Origin of the sequence: Streptomyces sp. NRRL B-3229 (assembly GCF_000719505.1) — a bacterium.
Lineage (GTDB): Bacteria > Actinomycetota > Actinomycetes > Streptomycetales > Streptomycetaceae > Streptomyces > Streptomyces griseorubiginosus.
The window spans coordinates 229,505-244,545 of the sequence record NZ_JOGP01000001.1 but is presented as its reverse complement, the minus strand read 5'-3'; the positions used below and the strand labels follow the sequence as shown (position 1 = coordinate 244,545).

At 71.8% G+C, this 15,041-nt stretch carries 11 protein-coding genes and 2 pseudogenes; 9 read left to right on the top strand and 4 right to left on the bottom strand.

The annotated features are described in order from the left end of the window. Positions 1 to 76 precede the first annotated feature (76 nt). Positions 77 to 427: an iron chaperone gene (locus IF54_RS0101100; RefSeq protein WP_030313443.1), complete on the top strand. Its 351-nt coding sequence runs from the start codon at positions 77 to 79 to the stop codon at positions 425 to 427. Between the two features lie 24 nt (positions 428 to 451). Here the strand turns inward: IF54_RS0101100 and IF54_RS0101095 are convergent, their stop codons facing one another. Continuing rightward, complete coding sequence (locus IF54_RS0101095) at positions 452 to 1,831, bottom strand: glutamate decarboxylase (protein ID WP_030313441.1); 1,380 nt, start codon at positions 1,829 to 1,831, stop codon at positions 452 to 454. A gap of 244 nt (positions 1,832 to 2,075) precedes the next feature. Here IF54_RS0101095 and IF54_RS0101090 point away from each other — a divergent pair, with 244 nt between their 5' ends. Beyond that, a complete protein-coding gene (locus IF54_RS0101090) occupies positions 2,076 to 2,519 on the top strand; it encodes a hypothetical protein (RefSeq protein ID WP_030313439.1) in 444 nt (147 codons plus the stop codon). Positions 2,520 to 2,631: 112 nt separating this feature from the next. Here IF54_RS0101090 and IF54_RS0101085 read toward each other — a convergent pair whose 3' ends face one another. After that, positions 2,632 to 4,008: a hypothetical protein gene (locus IF54_RS0101085; protein ID WP_078851858.1), complete on the bottom strand. Its 1,377-nt coding sequence runs from the start codon at positions 4,006 to 4,008 to the stop codon at positions 2,632 to 2,634. A 116-nt stretch (positions 4,009 to 4,124) separates the two neighbouring features. Between IF54_RS0101085 and IF54_RS0101080 the strand changes: the two genes are divergently transcribed. From IF54_RS0101080 to IF54_RS43175, 3 genes and pseudogenes are all read left to right on the top strand, one after another. Beyond that, a complete protein-coding gene (locus IF54_RS0101080; RefSeq protein WP_078851857.1) occupies positions 4,125 to 5,435 on the top strand; it encodes a molybdopterin-dependent oxidoreductase in 1,311 nt (436 codons plus the stop codon). Further along, positions 5,435 to 5,902 (top strand): hypothetical protein, encoded by a 468-nt coding sequence (locus IF54_RS0101075; RefSeq protein ID WP_030313433.1) that lies wholly within the window; start codon positions 5,435 to 5,437, stop codon positions 5,900 to 5,902. The genes IF54_RS0101080 and IF54_RS0101075 overlap by 1 nt, the downstream gene beginning before the upstream one ends. Before the next feature lie 276 nt (positions 5,903 to 6,178). Then, positions 6,179 to 6,575 (top strand): annotated as a pseudogene (locus IF54_RS43175) (two-component sensor histidine kinase); the annotation flags it as partial. 89 nt (positions 6,576 to 6,664) lie between these two features. On the opposite strand, the gene IF54_RS0101070 reads toward IF54_RS43175, so the two are convergent. Next, positions 6,665 to 7,675 carry an NAD-dependent epimerase/dehydratase family protein gene (locus tag IF54_RS0101070; RefSeq protein WP_030313431.1) on the bottom strand — a complete coding sequence of 337 codons (1,011 nt, stop codon included), beginning with the start codon at positions 7,673 to 7,675 and terminating at the stop codon, positions 6,665 to 6,667. A 417-nt stretch (positions 7,676 to 8,092) separates the two neighbouring features. Between IF54_RS0101070 and IF54_RS0101065 the strand changes: the two genes are divergently transcribed. Beyond that, on the top strand, positions 8,093 to 8,401 hold the full coding sequence (locus tag IF54_RS0101065) for a hypothetical protein (RefSeq protein ID WP_030313430.1): 309 nt from the start codon (positions 8,093 to 8,095) through the stop codon (positions 8,399 to 8,401). A gap of 49 nt (positions 8,402 to 8,450) precedes the next feature. On the opposite strand, the gene IF54_RS0101060 is transcribed toward IF54_RS0101065, so the two are convergent. Continuing rightward, positions 8,451 to 11,099 carry a hypothetical protein gene (locus IF54_RS0101060; RefSeq protein ID WP_030313429.1) on the bottom strand — a complete coding sequence of 883 codons (2,649 nt, stop codon included), beginning with the start codon at positions 11,097 to 11,099 and terminating at the stop codon, positions 8,451 to 8,453. A 722-nt stretch (positions 11,100 to 11,821) separates the two neighbouring features. On the opposite strand from IF54_RS0101060, the gene IF54_RS0101055 reads away from it, so the two are divergent. The 3 genes and pseudogenes from IF54_RS0101055 (at position 11,822) to IF54_RS0101045 (ending at position 14,946) form a co-directional block, all read left to right on the top strand. Then, complete coding sequence (locus IF54_RS0101055) at positions 11,822 to 13,489, top strand: oleate hydratase (protein ID WP_267884939.1); 1,668 nt, start codon at positions 11,822 to 11,824, stop codon at positions 13,487 to 13,489. Between the two features lie 15 nt (positions 13,490 to 13,504). Beyond that, positions 13,505 to 14,019 (top strand): annotated as a pseudogene (locus IF54_RS42895) (ornithine carbamoyltransferase subunit F); the annotation flags it as partial. Between the two features lie 3 nt (positions 14,020 to 14,022). After that, on the top strand, positions 14,023 to 14,946 hold the full coding sequence (locus IF54_RS0101045) for a carbamate kinase (protein WP_030313427.1): 924 nt from the start codon (positions 14,023 to 14,025) through the stop codon (positions 14,944 to 14,946). Positions 14,947 to 15,041 lie beyond the last annotated feature (95 nt).

Here is a 15,041-nt window from a genome sequence, read left to right as displayed (position 1 = left end):
AGGCAGCAGAGGGCACGGCTGTGACCTTGCCCGCAACGTCACTGTGACGCCGGTCTCCCCTGTACAAATAGGGCGTATGGACGCTGACGTACAGGCCTATATCGACGGCATCGCCCCCGAGCACCGACCGCTCTTCGACCGCATCCACCGGCTGGTCCTGGCGGCGTACCCCGAGGCGACGGTCGGGCTCTCCTACGGCATGCCCACCTACCGGGCCGGCGCCCGCGGGCTGCACGTGGGTGTGTGGCGGCACGGCGTGTCCCTCTACGGCTGGGACGCGGACGCCGGCGCCGACCTCCTCGCCCGGCACCCGCGGCTCCTCAGCGGGAAGGGCACCCTCCGGCTGCGCTCCGGCGAGGCGGCGGACGTCACCGACGACGAGCTGAGCGCTCTCGTCCGCGCCTCGCTGGGAGCCTGCGCCGACTGACCGCGACGCCGAGTCGGTGGGGCGTCAGCCGAGCCGGGGGGCCGGCCGGTCGGTGTGCAGGCGCCTGGTGACCTCCGTCAGGTCGGCGACGAACATGCCGGCGAGTTCCGCGGTGAACCCGGTGCGGACCACCACCCGCAGCACGGAGACGTCCTGGCAGGGCGCCGGGAAGGTGTACGCGGGCAGGTGCCAGCCCCGGGCGCGCATGGCGTGGGAGACGTCGAACACCGTCAGGCCCTCGGTGCCGGGCGCCACCCGGAAGGCGAAAGCGGGCAGTTCGGAGCCGTCCGTGACCAGCTCGTAGGGGGCGATGGCCGCGATCCGGTCGGCCAGTGCGCGGGCCGTCGTACGACTGCGCGCCGCCAGGTCCCGCAGCCCCTCGAAGCCGTACCGCAAGAAGCTGTAGTACTGCGCGACCACGTGCGCGCCCGGACGCGAGAAGTTCAGGGTGAAGCTCGGGGAGCTGCCGCCGAGGTAGTCCACCTCGAAGACCAGGTCGTCGGGCAGGGCCTCGGCGTCCCGCCACAGGGCCCAGCCGAGGCCGGGGAAGACATGCCCGTACTTGTGGCCCGAGGTGTTGATGGACGCCACCCGCTCCAGCTGGAAGTCCCACATCAGGCCGGGGTCGAGGAAGGGGGCCACCATGGCACCGGACGCGCCGTCGACGTGCACCGGGATGTCGGTGCCGGTCGCGGCCTGGTAGCCGTCCAGGGCCAGGCAGATGTCCGCGACGGGCTCGTAGGAGCCGTCGAAGGTGGAGCCGAGGACGGCCACCACGCCGATGGTGTTGTCGTCGCAGTGGGCGGTCAGGGTGTCGGGCGTGAGGTGGTAGCGGCCCGGCTCCATCGGGACGTACCGCGGCTCCACCTCGAAGAAGTTCGCGAACTTCTTCCAGCACACCTGCACGTTCGCGCCCATCACGATGTTCGGGCGCGCGGTGTCCCTGCCCTGGGCGCGGCGGCGGTCCTGCCAGCGGCGCTTGAGGGCGAGCCCGCCGAGCATCGCGGCCTCGCTGGAGCCGGTGGTGGAACAGCCGCGCACCTCCGCCGGGCGCGGCGCGTGCCACAGCCGGGCGAGCATCCGCACACAGCGCTCCTCCATGGCCGTGATCTGCGGGTACTCCGCGCGGTCCGCGAGGTTCTTCTCCGCCGTCTCCGCCATCAGCTCCCGGGCCTGCGGCTCCATCCAGGTGGTGACGAAGGTGGCGAGGTTCAGCCGCGCGTTGCCGTCGAGCATCAGCTCGTCCCGCACCCGGCGGCAGACCGCCTCGGGCTCCGACGCGGACGCGGGCAGTTCGTCGACCGGCGGCAGGAGGGGGTCGGCGGCCGGTCGGTCTCGTTCGTGCGTGGTGGTCAGGGTGTCGAAGTCGAGGGCGGGCATGACGTCGGTGTGCGGGATGGGCATGAGTGACTCGATGCCTTTCTGGCTCGTACGGCCCCGTGCGCTTCGACGCTAGATCGCCAAGCGGGCCGGCATTTGTGCCGATTGCACCGATCCAGTGATCCATTTGCGCGCTGATGAACCGGATTTTCCCTTGTACATACAGACGCCTCTTCGGCACCCCGTTCCGGCCGAACCCGCTCTCCCGCGGACCGCGCCGCCGTGGAAGGCTGTGTCGGTCGGCGGTGCTGCCGGAAGGAGTCGGACCGTGGTCGAGTGGGTGTCCCTGCGCGCGGGTGCGCGGCCCGTGCCCCAGCCGGTGTCCACGACGCTGGTGTGGTCCGCGGCCTTCGCCGGCTCCCTCCTGCTCGTGGCGGCGGTGAACGCGCTCATCGGCCCGGGCAGGCCCGCGCTCGCCCTCGCCGTCCTGTCCGTGCTCGCCTCCCTGCTCGGCTGGTGCGCCCGCTTCGCGGCGGCCCCCGGCACGGCGGTCCTGTGCTGGCTCTTCCTCAACGGCTTCGCCATCCCGCCCGCGGGCACGCTCAGTTGGTCCGTCCAACGCGACACCTTCTGGCTCGTCTGCCTGCTCATTGCCGCCCTCACCGGAACGACCCTGGCCCGCCTGGGCCATGCCCGCGCCGCGTATCGCCGCCTGGCGGTTGTGCGGGCCACGGGATCGGGGGAGTGGGGTGGGGAGAGTCGTTGGGGGTGAGTGCGGGCCGGTGGGGGCTTGCGCGGGTCGGACGAGGGTGCGGTGGGGGCGCCTCGGTCGGCCGGGCGTCCGATGGGGCCCGACTCGGGTGGTTGCCGGCGACAGCCCGTGCTCACCAGCCCGTCAGCAGCAGGTGGTTCAGGAGGAGGGCGAGTACGGCCTGGGTGGTCAGCCAGGCGCGGGGGCCGGGAAGAAACGCGCACGCGGGCAGCAGCCAGGCCGCGAACGGCAGCCAGATGCGTTCCGTCTCCGCCTTGCTCATCCCGGACACGTCGGCGACCAGCAGCGCGAGCAGCGCGGCACAGACGAGCAGCGCGAGGCGGGGCTCGGAGGTGCCGAGACGGTCCCGGACAAGCAGGCCGGAGACGGAACGCCGCAGCCCCGCCACCGTCGCCAGGCCGGTGATGAGCACCGTGCAGGCCAGGTTGGCCCACACCCAGTAGCCGTACGGCCGCACCCCGCCCACGCCCTGGTGGTAGCGCGTGACCAGCAGACGGTACGCCTCCCACCAGTCGAACCCGGAGAGCGTGAACGCCGTCGGGACCACCGCGAGACCGGCGAGCAGCGGTACCAGCAGGATCGGGCGCCGCCGGATCCCGTCCCGGCCCAGCAGCAGGACCGCCGCCGCGATCACGGCGACGAGGGTGAGGCCGTACGACAGGTAGCAGGTCAGGCCGAGGAGCAGCCCGGACCCGCCCGCCGCCCACGGGGACCGTCCGGTGACCGCCAGGGCCAGCAGGGCCACCGCCCACGCCGCCACCGCCGCGAAGTACGCGTCGGCCGAGGTGCCCATCCACACCGCGGCCGGAGCAAGGACCAGGAAGGGCGCGGCCCGGCGCGCGAGCGTCTCGTCGGCCAGCGCCCGGACCGTGACCAGCACGGCCACACAGGCCGTCGCCCCGACGGTGACGCACCAGACCCCGGCCCAGCCACCGCCCCCCAGCCCGATCCGGTCGAGCAGGACGAAGGTGAGCGGCGCCGCGGGCGGGTGGCCCGCGACATGGGCGGGCCAGTGGTCGGGGGAGTTGAGCAGGATGTGGTGGGTGAAGTCCCGCAGGGTGCCCCGGATGTCATGGAAGCGGTCGATGACCTGGAGGTACTCGTGCCGGGCGGTGAGCCGGCCCGCGATTCCCCGCTGCCATCCGTCGACCAGGGCGAGCGAGAAGGTCCACGCCGTCGCCGTGGCCCACGCCAGCGGCAGCAGGGTCCGCCAGGGGAGACGGACGCCGAGGGCGGGGCCGTACGCCACGACGGTGACCGCCACCAGGACGGCGGCCGGCGTGCCGGGTCCCAGATGCGGGTCCCAGGACGCCAGCAGTGGTGGCCAGTTGACGAAGAGCGTGTGGCGAGACCCTTGGATGTGACGGCCGGCCAGGACGGCGGCGGTCACGAGCAGTACGGCGGCCCCGGCCGCGTACAGGTCCCGGCGCGGGGCGCGGGAAGGGGCGGGGCGTGCGGTCGGGAGCGGGGTCCTCAGCGGTGTGCGGATCACACCGGCACGCTAGGCCGGACAGCCGGTCGGGGGCGCGCGACCGGGCGCGACGTCAGAGTTTCGTCATGAGTCGAGAACCCTCTCGCGGGGTGGTACCGGCCTACCTTCGGCTCATGCGAGACGACCCACGCGATGCCCGCGACCGACTTGATGCAGGCGACGGACTCGATGCCGGCGACCCACTTGATGCACGCGGTCCGAGGCTCCCCACCTCCCCCGGCTTCTGGCGCAGCCCCTTGCGCGGCCCCGGGTTCACCTCGGTGCTGGGCCTGGTCCTGCTCGTCGGCATCACCGTGCTGTTCGTGACGGGCCTGCTGTCGTACGCCGCCTACAACCCGGACCTGTCGCCGGTCAACGACAAGACCCCGGACAAGGGACTCCTCGGCTTCTACCTCTTCGCATGGCCGACCGACCCGCACTGGCTGTACCGGCTCACCCAGGGCGTTCACGTCACCCTCGGCATCGCCCTGATCCCGGTCCTGCTCGCCAAGCTGTGGTCGGTGGTGCCGAGGCTGTTCACCCTGCCGCCGGCCCGCTCGCTCGCGCACGCCCTGGAGCGGATCTCCCTGCTCCTCCTGGTCGGCGGTGCCCTCTTCGAGTTCGTGACCGGGGTGCTGAACGTCCAGCTCGACTACGTCTTCCCGGGCTCCTTCTACCGTCTGCACTTCTACGGGGCGTGGGTGTTCTTCGCCGCGTTCCTGGCCCACGCGGTGCTCAGGACGCCGACCGCGCTGCGCAATCTCCGCACTCTCCGCAGGGTTCCGGAGGAGAAGAACGACCTGGTCTCCCCGCGTCCCGCCGAGCCGACCGTCTCCCGGCGGGGTGCCCTCTGGTTCGTCGGGGGCGGCTCGCTGCTGCTGTTCGCCACCACCGTCGGGCAGACCCTCGGCGGCCCGCTGCGCCGCACCGCCCTCCTCGCACCGCACGGCGGCGAACCCGGGGTCGGCCCGAACGGCTTCCAGATCAACAAGACCGCCGCCTACGCCGGGATCACCGCGGCGGACAGGGACGAGGAGGCGTGGCGGGTCGTCGTGACGGGACGCACCGGCACGGTCCGGCTCAGCCGCGCCGAGCTGGTCCAACTGCCCCTGTACAGCTCGGCGTTGCCCATCGCCTGCGTGGAGGGCTGGTCGACCGCCGACCAGTGGTGGCGCGGGGTGCGGCTGCGGGACCTCGCCGCGCTCGTCGGCCACGAGGACGATCCGCCGGACGTCTTCGTGGAGTCCCTGCAACGGCACGGCTCCTTCCGGCGGGCCGCCCTGCGCGCCAACCAGGTGGCCGACCCGCGCTCCCTGCTCGCCCTGTTCGTCAACGGCGAGCCGCTGTCCCCCGACCACGGCCACCCGGCACGGATCATCGTGCCCGCCGCGCCCGGTGTGCTCAACACCAAGTGGGTGGCCCGGATGACCTTCGGAGACCTGTGATGCGACCGCGGATTGCTGTCGGCAGCCCCTTCCAACTCCTCCTGCTCGCGGCCTCGTTCGCGCTGGCCGGGTACGCGGGCGTACGGCTCCTCGACGACGACTGGTTCGGTGTGGCGCTGTGGTTCGTCGGAGCGGCCCTGCTGCACGATCTCGTCCTGCTGCCGCTGTACGCGGCCCTGGACCGGGCGCTCCTGCGGGGGCTCGGCACGCGCCGGGAGCGGGCGGGGTACGTGCGGGTACCGGCCGCCCTTTCCGCGCTGCTGCTGCTCGTGTGGTTCCCGCTGATCAGCGGCATGGTGGAGAGCCGTTACCGCTCCGCCACCGGGCTGCCCGGGGACGTGTTCCTGGCCCGCTGGCTGCTGATCACCGCGGTTCTGTTCGGCGGCTCGGCGCTGCTGCTCGTGCTACGGCTGCTGCGGCCGCGGGTGCGCAGGGCGGCGAAGCAGCGTCCGCCGGCCGTCCACTGACCTGCCCGCTCCCAGCCGCGCGCGTACCGGAGCAGTGCCCTGGTGCCGAGCCGCGCCCAGGGGAAGGCCTCGCCGGCGCCGCGTGCGCCGGTGGGGCCGACGACCGCCACCCGGACGCGCTCGTCGACGTCCACCGCGGAGGTCTCGGCAATCAACAGGCCACCCGGACGCAGGAGTTGTGCCATCCGGTCCAGGAGGGCGCACGGGTCGCCGCCGATACCGACATCGCCGTCCATGAGCAGGGCGGTGTCCCAGCGGCCCTCGCCGGGCCAGCACCTCGCCGTCGCCTGGGCGATGTTCCTCCCCCCCGCATGACCTCACCGTCGTCACGACCGTCGTCGCCATGGCGGCCGTCGTCTCCCTGGCCATCGCCCTCCTGCTGGGTCGTTGGGTCGTCGCCCTCAGCCACGAACTGGCCATAGCAGCACGCTCCTTCGGTGACGGCGGCGCCTTCACCGCCCGCCGAGCCCGCCGCCGCCGAACTGGACGCGCTCAGTCGCGAGTTGGCGGCCACCAGCGCGCGGCTCGCCGAATTCCGGGAGCGGGAGCGGGCGTTGGAGACCTCCCGGCGCGAACTCGTCGCCTGGATCTCGCACGACCTGCGCACTCCCGCCGGCCGGTCTGCGCGCGCGCCATGTCGGAGGCATTGGAGGACGGCGTCGCCGCCGACCCCGCAACATCCCCGGCGGCTGCCGCTTCGAGGTGGTGCTGCCCGCCGCCGCTTCATGACACGGGCAGCACCACCGGACCGTGGAGCGGGCGTTACGGCTGCCGCGTGTCGCGCATCCCGGCCCGCGCGAACTCGGCCATGCCGTCCTCGAACACCGTCTCCGGCTTCCAGCCGAGTGCGTCCCGCAGCCGCGAGGAGTCCGCGGTGATGTGCCGTACGTCGCCCAGCCGGTACTCACCGGTCACGACCGGCGCGGGACCGCCGTACGCCGCGGCCAGCGCGCGGGCCATCTCGCCGACGGTGTGCGGGTCGCCGCTGCCGGTGTTGTACGCCGTCAGCGCGCCCGGCGCCGTCGAGGCCTCCAGTGCCACCGCGTTGGCCGCGGCCACATCCCGCACATGGACGAAGTCCCGCCGCTGGCCGCCGTCCTCGAAGACCCGGGGCGCCTCCCCGCGGGCCAGCGCCGAACGGAAGAAGGAGGCGACCCCGGCGTACGGGGTGTCGCGCGGCATCCCGGGGCCGTACACGTTGTGGTACCGCAGGGACACCGCCGATCCGCCGGCGCAGCGGGCCCACGCGGCGGCCAGGTGCTCCTGGGCGAGCTTGGTCGTCGCGTACACGTTCCGGGGGTCGGCCGGGGTGTCCTCGCCGGTCAGGCCGGGTGCGAGGGGAGCACCGCAGACAGGGCAGACGGGTTCGAAACGGCCCGCGTCGAGGTCGGCGACGGCACGCGGACCGGGCCGCACCACCCCGTGCTCCGGACACGCGTACCGTCCCTCGCCGTACACGACCATCGACCCGGCCAGCACGAGATGCCGTACGCCCGCCTCCGCCATGGCGGCCAGCAGGACGGCCGTGCCGACGTCGTTGTGGGAGGCGTACTCGGCCGCGTCGGCGACACCGTTGCCGAGGCCGACCTTCGCGGCCTGGTGACATACGGCGTCCACGCCGGACAGGGCGCGCCGGACGGCCGCCGGATCCCGCACGTCCGCCCCGGGATCCTCCCGGACGTCGAACACGACAGGTTCGTGCCCACGCTCCCGGAGCGCGGTGACGACATGGGACCCGATGAACCCGGCACCGCCGGTGACCAGTACACGCATACGGCCACGCTAGGTCCGTGCCGGCGCGGGATCCCGCAACAGCGCCACCACGTCATACCTCCGTAAGGCTCTTCGGTTCCGGCGGTCCGTCGGCTGCCGGCGGAGCATGCTGGTGGCAGGTGAACGGTCGGAGGTGCGGGAATGCGGTGGTGGCGGATCGGGGGGTGTGTGATCGCCCTGGTGGGAGTGCTGGCCGGGTGCGGGACCTCGGACACCGGTGGCTCGGCGACGCAGGGTCCTTCGGAGGGTCCGTCGGGGAGGACGTCGGCCGGAAGTCCGACCGCTCCATCCTCCGTGCCCCCTTCGTCTTCGTCGCAGGCTCCGTCCGGGAGTCCGACGCGGCCGGCGCCGTCCGCTTCGGCTTCGCCGCCCGCTGCCTCGGGCGCGGGCTGCGTCGCGGGCCGGGCGCAGGTCAGCGTGGCACCCGGCGACCCCGTCCGGCGGCCGGTGTGCGTGCGGCCCGGAACGGTCCTCTCCCTGGTCCTGAGCCCCCGTGCCGACGGCAAGCGGTGGACGGCCGTACGGAGTTCGGCGCCCGCCCTCGTCCTGGTGACCGGCCGGCAGGTGGCCGCCGACGGCACCGCGCACGTCTCGCTGCGGGCCGCCGGGGCCCGGGGCGGCAGCGCCGAGATCACCGTGTCGGCGAAGGAACCGGATCTGGCGGGCACCGGGGGTGTCGGCTTCACGCTCGACGTGACGGTGACGCCGTACGCGCGGGAGGGGTGACCCCGGGTTTCCGGGGTCACCCCTCCGTCAACGGACCGCGTGCTGTGCGTCAGCGGCAGTCGCTCACCGGGATGGTGTAGATGCCACGGCCGTGGGTGGCCGCGTACAGCGTGCGGCCGTCGGGGCTCAGCTTCAGCTGGAGCACGGCGACGGCCGGGAGCGAACCGACCCGCTGCCACTTGCTGCGGCCCGGCGCCCGGTAGACGACACCGAGGTCGGTGGCGACGGCGAGCCCGCCGTTCGGGGTCACGACCGCGGAGTCGGCCGGCACGTCGGGAAGGTTCACCGAGACGTCCTTCCAGGTGGTGCCGCCGTCCTTCGATTCGAAGAGATGGCCCACGCCGGCGCCCGGTCCCTCGGTCCACTGCCGGGAGAAGCCGCTGACCGTGAGGTAGACGTGGTCGGCGTTCTTCGGATCGACGGCGAACCCGCTGAGGTAGCGGTTGGGCACGGTGCCGTCCGCGCCGGTGGCGGGCAGGGCGATGTCGTGCCAGCCGGTGCCGTCCGCGTTGCCGACGGCGATGCCGCGGGTGAAGCCCTGGTTGTTGCAGGGACCGCACCAGGCCGCGTACACCTTGCCGCCCGAGGCGGCGACGGCGGTCGCGGTGTGGCCCTCGCCGAGGTCGTAGACGCTCTTCCACTCGGAGCCGCTGCGGATGGCGTAGCCATGGGTCTGCACCCAGATGTGCCGGCCGCCCGCGATCCACGTCGAGCTGTTCTTCGCGTCGGCCGCGAGCGGGGCGATGAAACGCGCCTCACTGGTGGCGTTGTCGGGCGGGGCGACACCGTACGACGTCGCCTTGCTCGGGTCGGTGATCCAACTGCCGTCGTTGACCGCGCAGTTCTGGGTCACCTGGATGGCGAGGTAGACGTACTCCTCGGCGATGTCGCAGCCGTTGGCGGGGTCGGTGAGGGTGTCGCCGCCGTCGCCGCCGAAGTTGGAGCCCATCACCTTGTCGTTGCTGCGCAGCACGGACTGACCGTTGTCCTGGAGGCCGCCGGTGACGGAGACACCGCCGTGGTCGAGGTCCTTGCCGATGCCCACCGAGTAGTACTGGAGGGTGTCGATGGTGCCGTCGTTGAGCGAGGTCCAGTCGGTGGCGTGCCCCGAGGCGTCCTGGGAGCCGTTCACCGGGCGCTTGTAGACGCCGCCGTCGTTGCCGACGTACACGAAGCTCTTGCCGTGGTAGCGGCCGATGGCGACGCCGTGCTGGTCGGAGTGCGTGGTCTGGTTGCAGTCACCGGACTGCTTGGCGGGGTCGATGGACCAGCAGGGGAAGTTGAAGTTCCAGTACGGCCCGACCGTCGACCAGGTGGAGCCGCCGTCCTTGGACTCGTAGACCTCTTCGAGGCCCGCGTACACGTGGTCAGGGTCGCTGGGGTCGACGGTGAGGAACTGGTTGTACCAGGCCTGCACGCCCGGCATGTAGCCGGCGCTGGTCAGCGCGGAACCGGAGCCGGCCAGCACCTTGTAGTCGGCGATCTTCGTCCAAGGGCCGGTCGGCGCACCGGACTTGGAGACGTAGATGCCCTCAAGGCCGCTGTCGGGGTTGGTGTTGAGCTGTTCGGGGGATTCGTCGATGGCGTAGTAGCGGGAGCCGTCGGCGGAGCGGGCGAAGGTGACGCTGCCGACGTCGTCCGCGTCGGCGGGCAGGTCGCCCAGGCCGCTGGTGATCCGGGTCCAGGTGCCGTGGACCTTGGTGTAGAAGCCGTTGTAGTCGTCACCGCTGCGCCAGCCGACGGCGAGCACGACCTTGCCCGGGTCCTTCGGGTCGATCGCGATGTCGTTGGTGATGTTCTTGTACGGGGCGGCGGGGTCGTGGGCCAGTGAACCGCCCGGCAGATAGGCGGGGTTGGGCGCGAACTCCAGCTTCCAGGAGCCCTTCAGCGTCTTCGTGGAGTGGCTCCAGACGCCCTCGCTGGTCGCCGCCCACACCTTGCCGCCGCCGAAGCGCAGCTGGTGGATGGTGGTGGACTCCAGCTCGTCGCCGCCGACTCGGCTGCGGGTCGAGAAGGTGCCGTGGTGCGGGTCGGAGAGGACGTAGACGCCGCTGCCGAGATAGGCGTCCGCGTTGGTGGTCGCCTCGCCGGTGCCCAGCCACAGCCTGCCTGCCCCGTCGAGCGCGAGCGCCCCGGTGGACTGGGTCGGCAGCCTGTCGCTGATCGGCTTCCAGTGCCCGCCGCCGCGCCCGGACCGCCAGACGCCGCCGCCGGCGCTGCCCGCGTACACGTACCCGTCGTCGTCGGCGGCGATCGCGGCCATCCGGCCGGTGACGTTGCCGGATCCGCCGCTGGAGTTGGAGTCGATGTCGCGGTAGCGGGGATCGTCGGAGTTGTACGGCAGGTCGGTGATGTTGCGCCAACTGCCCTTGGTGGAGGGCAGATTGGCCAGGCTGCTCCAGGCGGCGCCGTACGCGCCGGGGGCGACGACGCCGGGCGAGGTGCGCGCCTCGGCGTACTGGTCCGCCCCCTCGGCTATCTCGTCGGCCTCGTTGCCGTCGTCGTCGTCCTCGGCCACGTCGGGGCTGAGCATGCCGGTGGACTGCTCACGCTGGGCGGCGAGTCGGTCGAGTGCGCGAGTACCGAAGGGAACATGCCCCTTGCCGGACGCGGCGCCCGCGGGTGTCGCGACGAGAACGCCGGATGCGGTGATGGCACAGATCGCGAGCCATCGTCTCTTACGGGTGGGTGCTGACACCGGATCCTCCGGGGAAAGGTGGTCGTACGGCCCTTGTGCAGCACCCGACCACCGGCGCCGGGGGACGTCCTGCATTTGATGAGCCCTTGACCGGAACCTGCCACTGGGTTGGAGTACGCGTGACGCCGCCGTGCCGGTCGGCACGGCGGTCGGTCCGAAGAGGTGTCAGAGTCCGTACGGCACGCCCGCTTTCGCACAGTGCTTCGTGCCGTTGTGGCTCGGTGCGGCGTGCGGACTGCTGCTTGCCTGTCAGGCCGTGCTCACGGCTACGGGTTCCAGGCCCCAGCCTCGAACACTCCTGCCGTCAACGAAGCGCCACTCCACGAGACACTTGCCGCTGTCGATCCACACGTCATGCTCGCGGAAGCCTGGGATGTGGTCGTGCTCTTCGATGATCGTTCCGGCCGAGCGCCTTCGGGGACGGGGGTCGGCAAGCGGACGGGGGTCGGCAGGGGGACGGGGGTCGGCAAGCGGACGGGGGTCGGCAGGGGGACGGGGGTCGGCAGGGGGACGTGCGGGGCCGACCCGACAAGGCCCGCCCCATGGAAGACGCCTTCACGTGCGGGGACGTGGCCCGGTAAGCACCCGACCGTGCCGCGCCGTGGGGCCGACCGGACCGTGCCCGGTGCCCAACGGCCCCTGCCGCCGCCCGGGCCCCGCGAGACAGCGTGGGCACCCCGGGTCCCGTGCGACGGGCGGGTGAGCACCGAGAACGAGGAGCAGTGATGGCCAAGGCATATCTGGTGGGCAGCGGCATAGCGGCGCTGGCCGCGGCGGCTTTTCTGATCCGCGACGGCGGCTTCGACGGGGCGGACATCCACCTCTTCGAGGAGACGGAGCGGATCGGTGGCAGTCTGGACGCGGGCGGCACGCCGGAGAACGGCTACACCATGCGCGGCGGCCGGATGTTCGAGGCGGAGTTCCGCTGCACCTACGACCTGATGTCCACCATCCCCTCTCTCGACGATCCGTCGGTGTCGGTCACGCAGGAGATCCTCGCCGGACACGAGACCTTCGCCTGGAACGACAACTCACGCCTCGTCGACGGCGATGGGCAGATCGTCGACGTGACCTCCATGGGCTTCTCCGAACACGACCGGCTGGACCTGATGCGATGCCTGGCCACCCCCGAGGGACGGCTGGACGGCAAGCGCATCACCGACTGCTTCACGAGCCACTTCTTCACCACCAACTTCTGGTACATGTGGTGCACCACCTTCGCCTTCCAGCCCTGGCACAGCGCGATCGAGTTCCGCCGCTACCTCAAGCGGTTCATCCACCTGTTCCCCGAGTTCGCCACCATGTCGGGCATCCAACGCACCCGCTACAACCAGTACGACTCCCTCGTCCGCCCGCTGCGGGCATGGCTGGCCGCGCGGGGCGTGACCATCCACACCGGCTGTCGGGTACGGGACCTCGTGCTGGCGCCGGGAACGCATACGAGGGTCGAACGGATCCTGCTGGCCCGAGACGGACACGACGACGAGGTCCAGGTCACCCCTGAGGACCTCGTCCTGGTCACCAACGGCTCGATGACGGACGCCTCCTGCCTCGGCTCCCACACCGAGGCACCCGATCCGCGCAGCGCGCGCCGCTCGGATGCCTGGCTGCTGTGGCACCGTCTGGCCCGGGGCAGGGACGACTTCGGCAACCCCGGCGTCTTCGACAAGAACATCCCGGAATCCAGGTGGGAGTCGTTCACCGTCACCGCCCAGGACCCGGCGTTCCTCGACGCCATGGAGAAGTTCAGCGGGCGCGAGACGGGCAGGGGCGGGCTGATGACCTTCACCGCCTCCAACTGGCTGCTCACGATCGTGGTCAACCGGCAGCCCGTCTACCGCGACCAGCCCGAGGGCGTGTCGGTGTGGTGGGGCTACGGGCTCTTCCCGGACCGGCCCGGCAACCACACGGGCAAGCCGATGACCGAGTGCTCGGGACGAGAGATCCTCGAAGAGGTGCTGCACCACCTGAGGTTCGCCGACGACCTGACGCAACGGGTCCTGGCGGGCTCGACCGTCGTACCGTGTCTGATGCCCTACATCACCAGCCAGTTCCTGGTCCGCCGGCACGGTGACCGGCCCCGCGTGGTGCCTCGGGGGTCGGTGAACCTCGCGTTCGTCGGGCAGTTCGCCGAAGTGCCGGACGACGTGGTGTTCACCGTCGAGTACTCCGTGCGCACCGCGTGGACGGCGGTCGCCGAACTGCTCGGCCTCGACCGGCGGCCGCCTGAGGTCTACAGGGGGCACCACGAGCCGCACGTGCTGAAGGAGGCTCTGGAGACCATGCACCGCCGTCAGGTGGACGGGGCACCTCCACTGCCCGGACCCCGCATGCCGCACACCTCGCCGGGCCCGGGCCGACCGGCGGACGCGGGCGCTTCTGCCGGTTGAGTGCACGAACGGTTCGGAGACGCCCGCAACAACATGGGCAACTCACTGCTGTCGATGGGGCCCTGCTCGGCATGGACGTACGGATCGCCGCCCCCAGAGCACTGTGGCCCGAGCCCGGCCTGGTCGCGGCCTGCCGGTCGCTCGCCCTCGGCAGCGGGGCCCGCATCACCCTTGCCGAGGACGTAGAGGAGGCCGTCCACCAGGCGGACTTCCTCCACACAGACGTGTGGGTGTCCATGGGCGAGCCTGCGGACACCTGGCGGGACCGCGCCGAACTCCTGCTGCCCTACCGGGTCGACGCCAAGACGATCGGTGCCACCGGCAACCCGGACACCAGGTTCATGCACTGCCTGCCGTCCCTGCACGACCGCAGCACCCGTCTGGCACGGCAACTGTCCGACACCGACGGCCTGGACGGACTCGAAGTCACCGACGAGGTCTTCTCCTCGCCCGCCTCCCTCGTCTTCGACCAGGCCGAGAACCGCCCGCACACCATCAAGGCCGTACTCGTCGCCACTCTGGAGGACTGAACCATGCGCATCGTCGTTGCTCTCGGCGGCAACGCCCTGCTGCATCGCGGTGAACGCCCCGACGCAGCAGTGCAGCAGGCCAACATCGACCGGGCCGTCACCGCCCTGGCCGCACTGGCCCACGACAACGAGCTCGTCATCACCCACGGCAACGGTCCACAGATCGGGCTGCTCGCCGTGGAGAGCGCCACCGACCCCGTCCTCAGCGCCCCCTACCCCCTGGACGTCCTCGGCGCGCAGACCCAGGGCATGATCGGGTCGCTGCTCGCCAGGGCGCTGCGCAGTGCCCTGCCCGGCCGGCAGGTCGCAGCGCTCATCACCCACACCGTGGTCCGTGCGGACGACCGGGCCTTCGAACAGCCCACCAAGTTCGTGGGCCAGGTCTACCCGAGGAACGTCGCACACGGACTCGCCCGCACACGCGGCTGGCACATCGCCAAGGACACCACAGGATGGCGCCGCGTGGTCCCGTCCCCGGCTCCCGAGGCCATCGTCGAGACCGACACCGTCCACACGCTGCTCAGCAGCGGCGCATTGGTCATCTGCGGCGGCGGGGGAGGCGTACCGGTCATGGCCGACCGCGACACCGGCGAGCTGACCGGTGTCGAAGCCGTCGTCGACAAGGACCTCACGGCCGCCCTTCTGGCCGAGGAGCTGAAGGCGGACTTCCTGCTGATCCTCACCGACGTCCCCAACGTGTTCACGGATTTCGGCACGGCTCGCCAGCAGCCCGTTTTCGACGTGACCCCCGCGCAGTTGCGGGACCGGGCCCTGCCCGAAGGCTCGATGAAGCCGAAGGCCGAGGCTGCCGCCGGGTTCGTCGAGCGAACCGGTGCCCTGGCCGCGATCGGGGCCCTCGATGCCGCGTACGCCATCGTCCACGGGACGTCCGGGACTCTCGTACGACCTGAGCTCGCCTTCGGGTAGCGGGCAAGGACATGGCGGAACGGGAGGGGACCGTCGGCCGCGGGACAGGGACCAGTGGTCCCTGCCGGTCCGGCCGCACGGAGCGAAGACTCGAA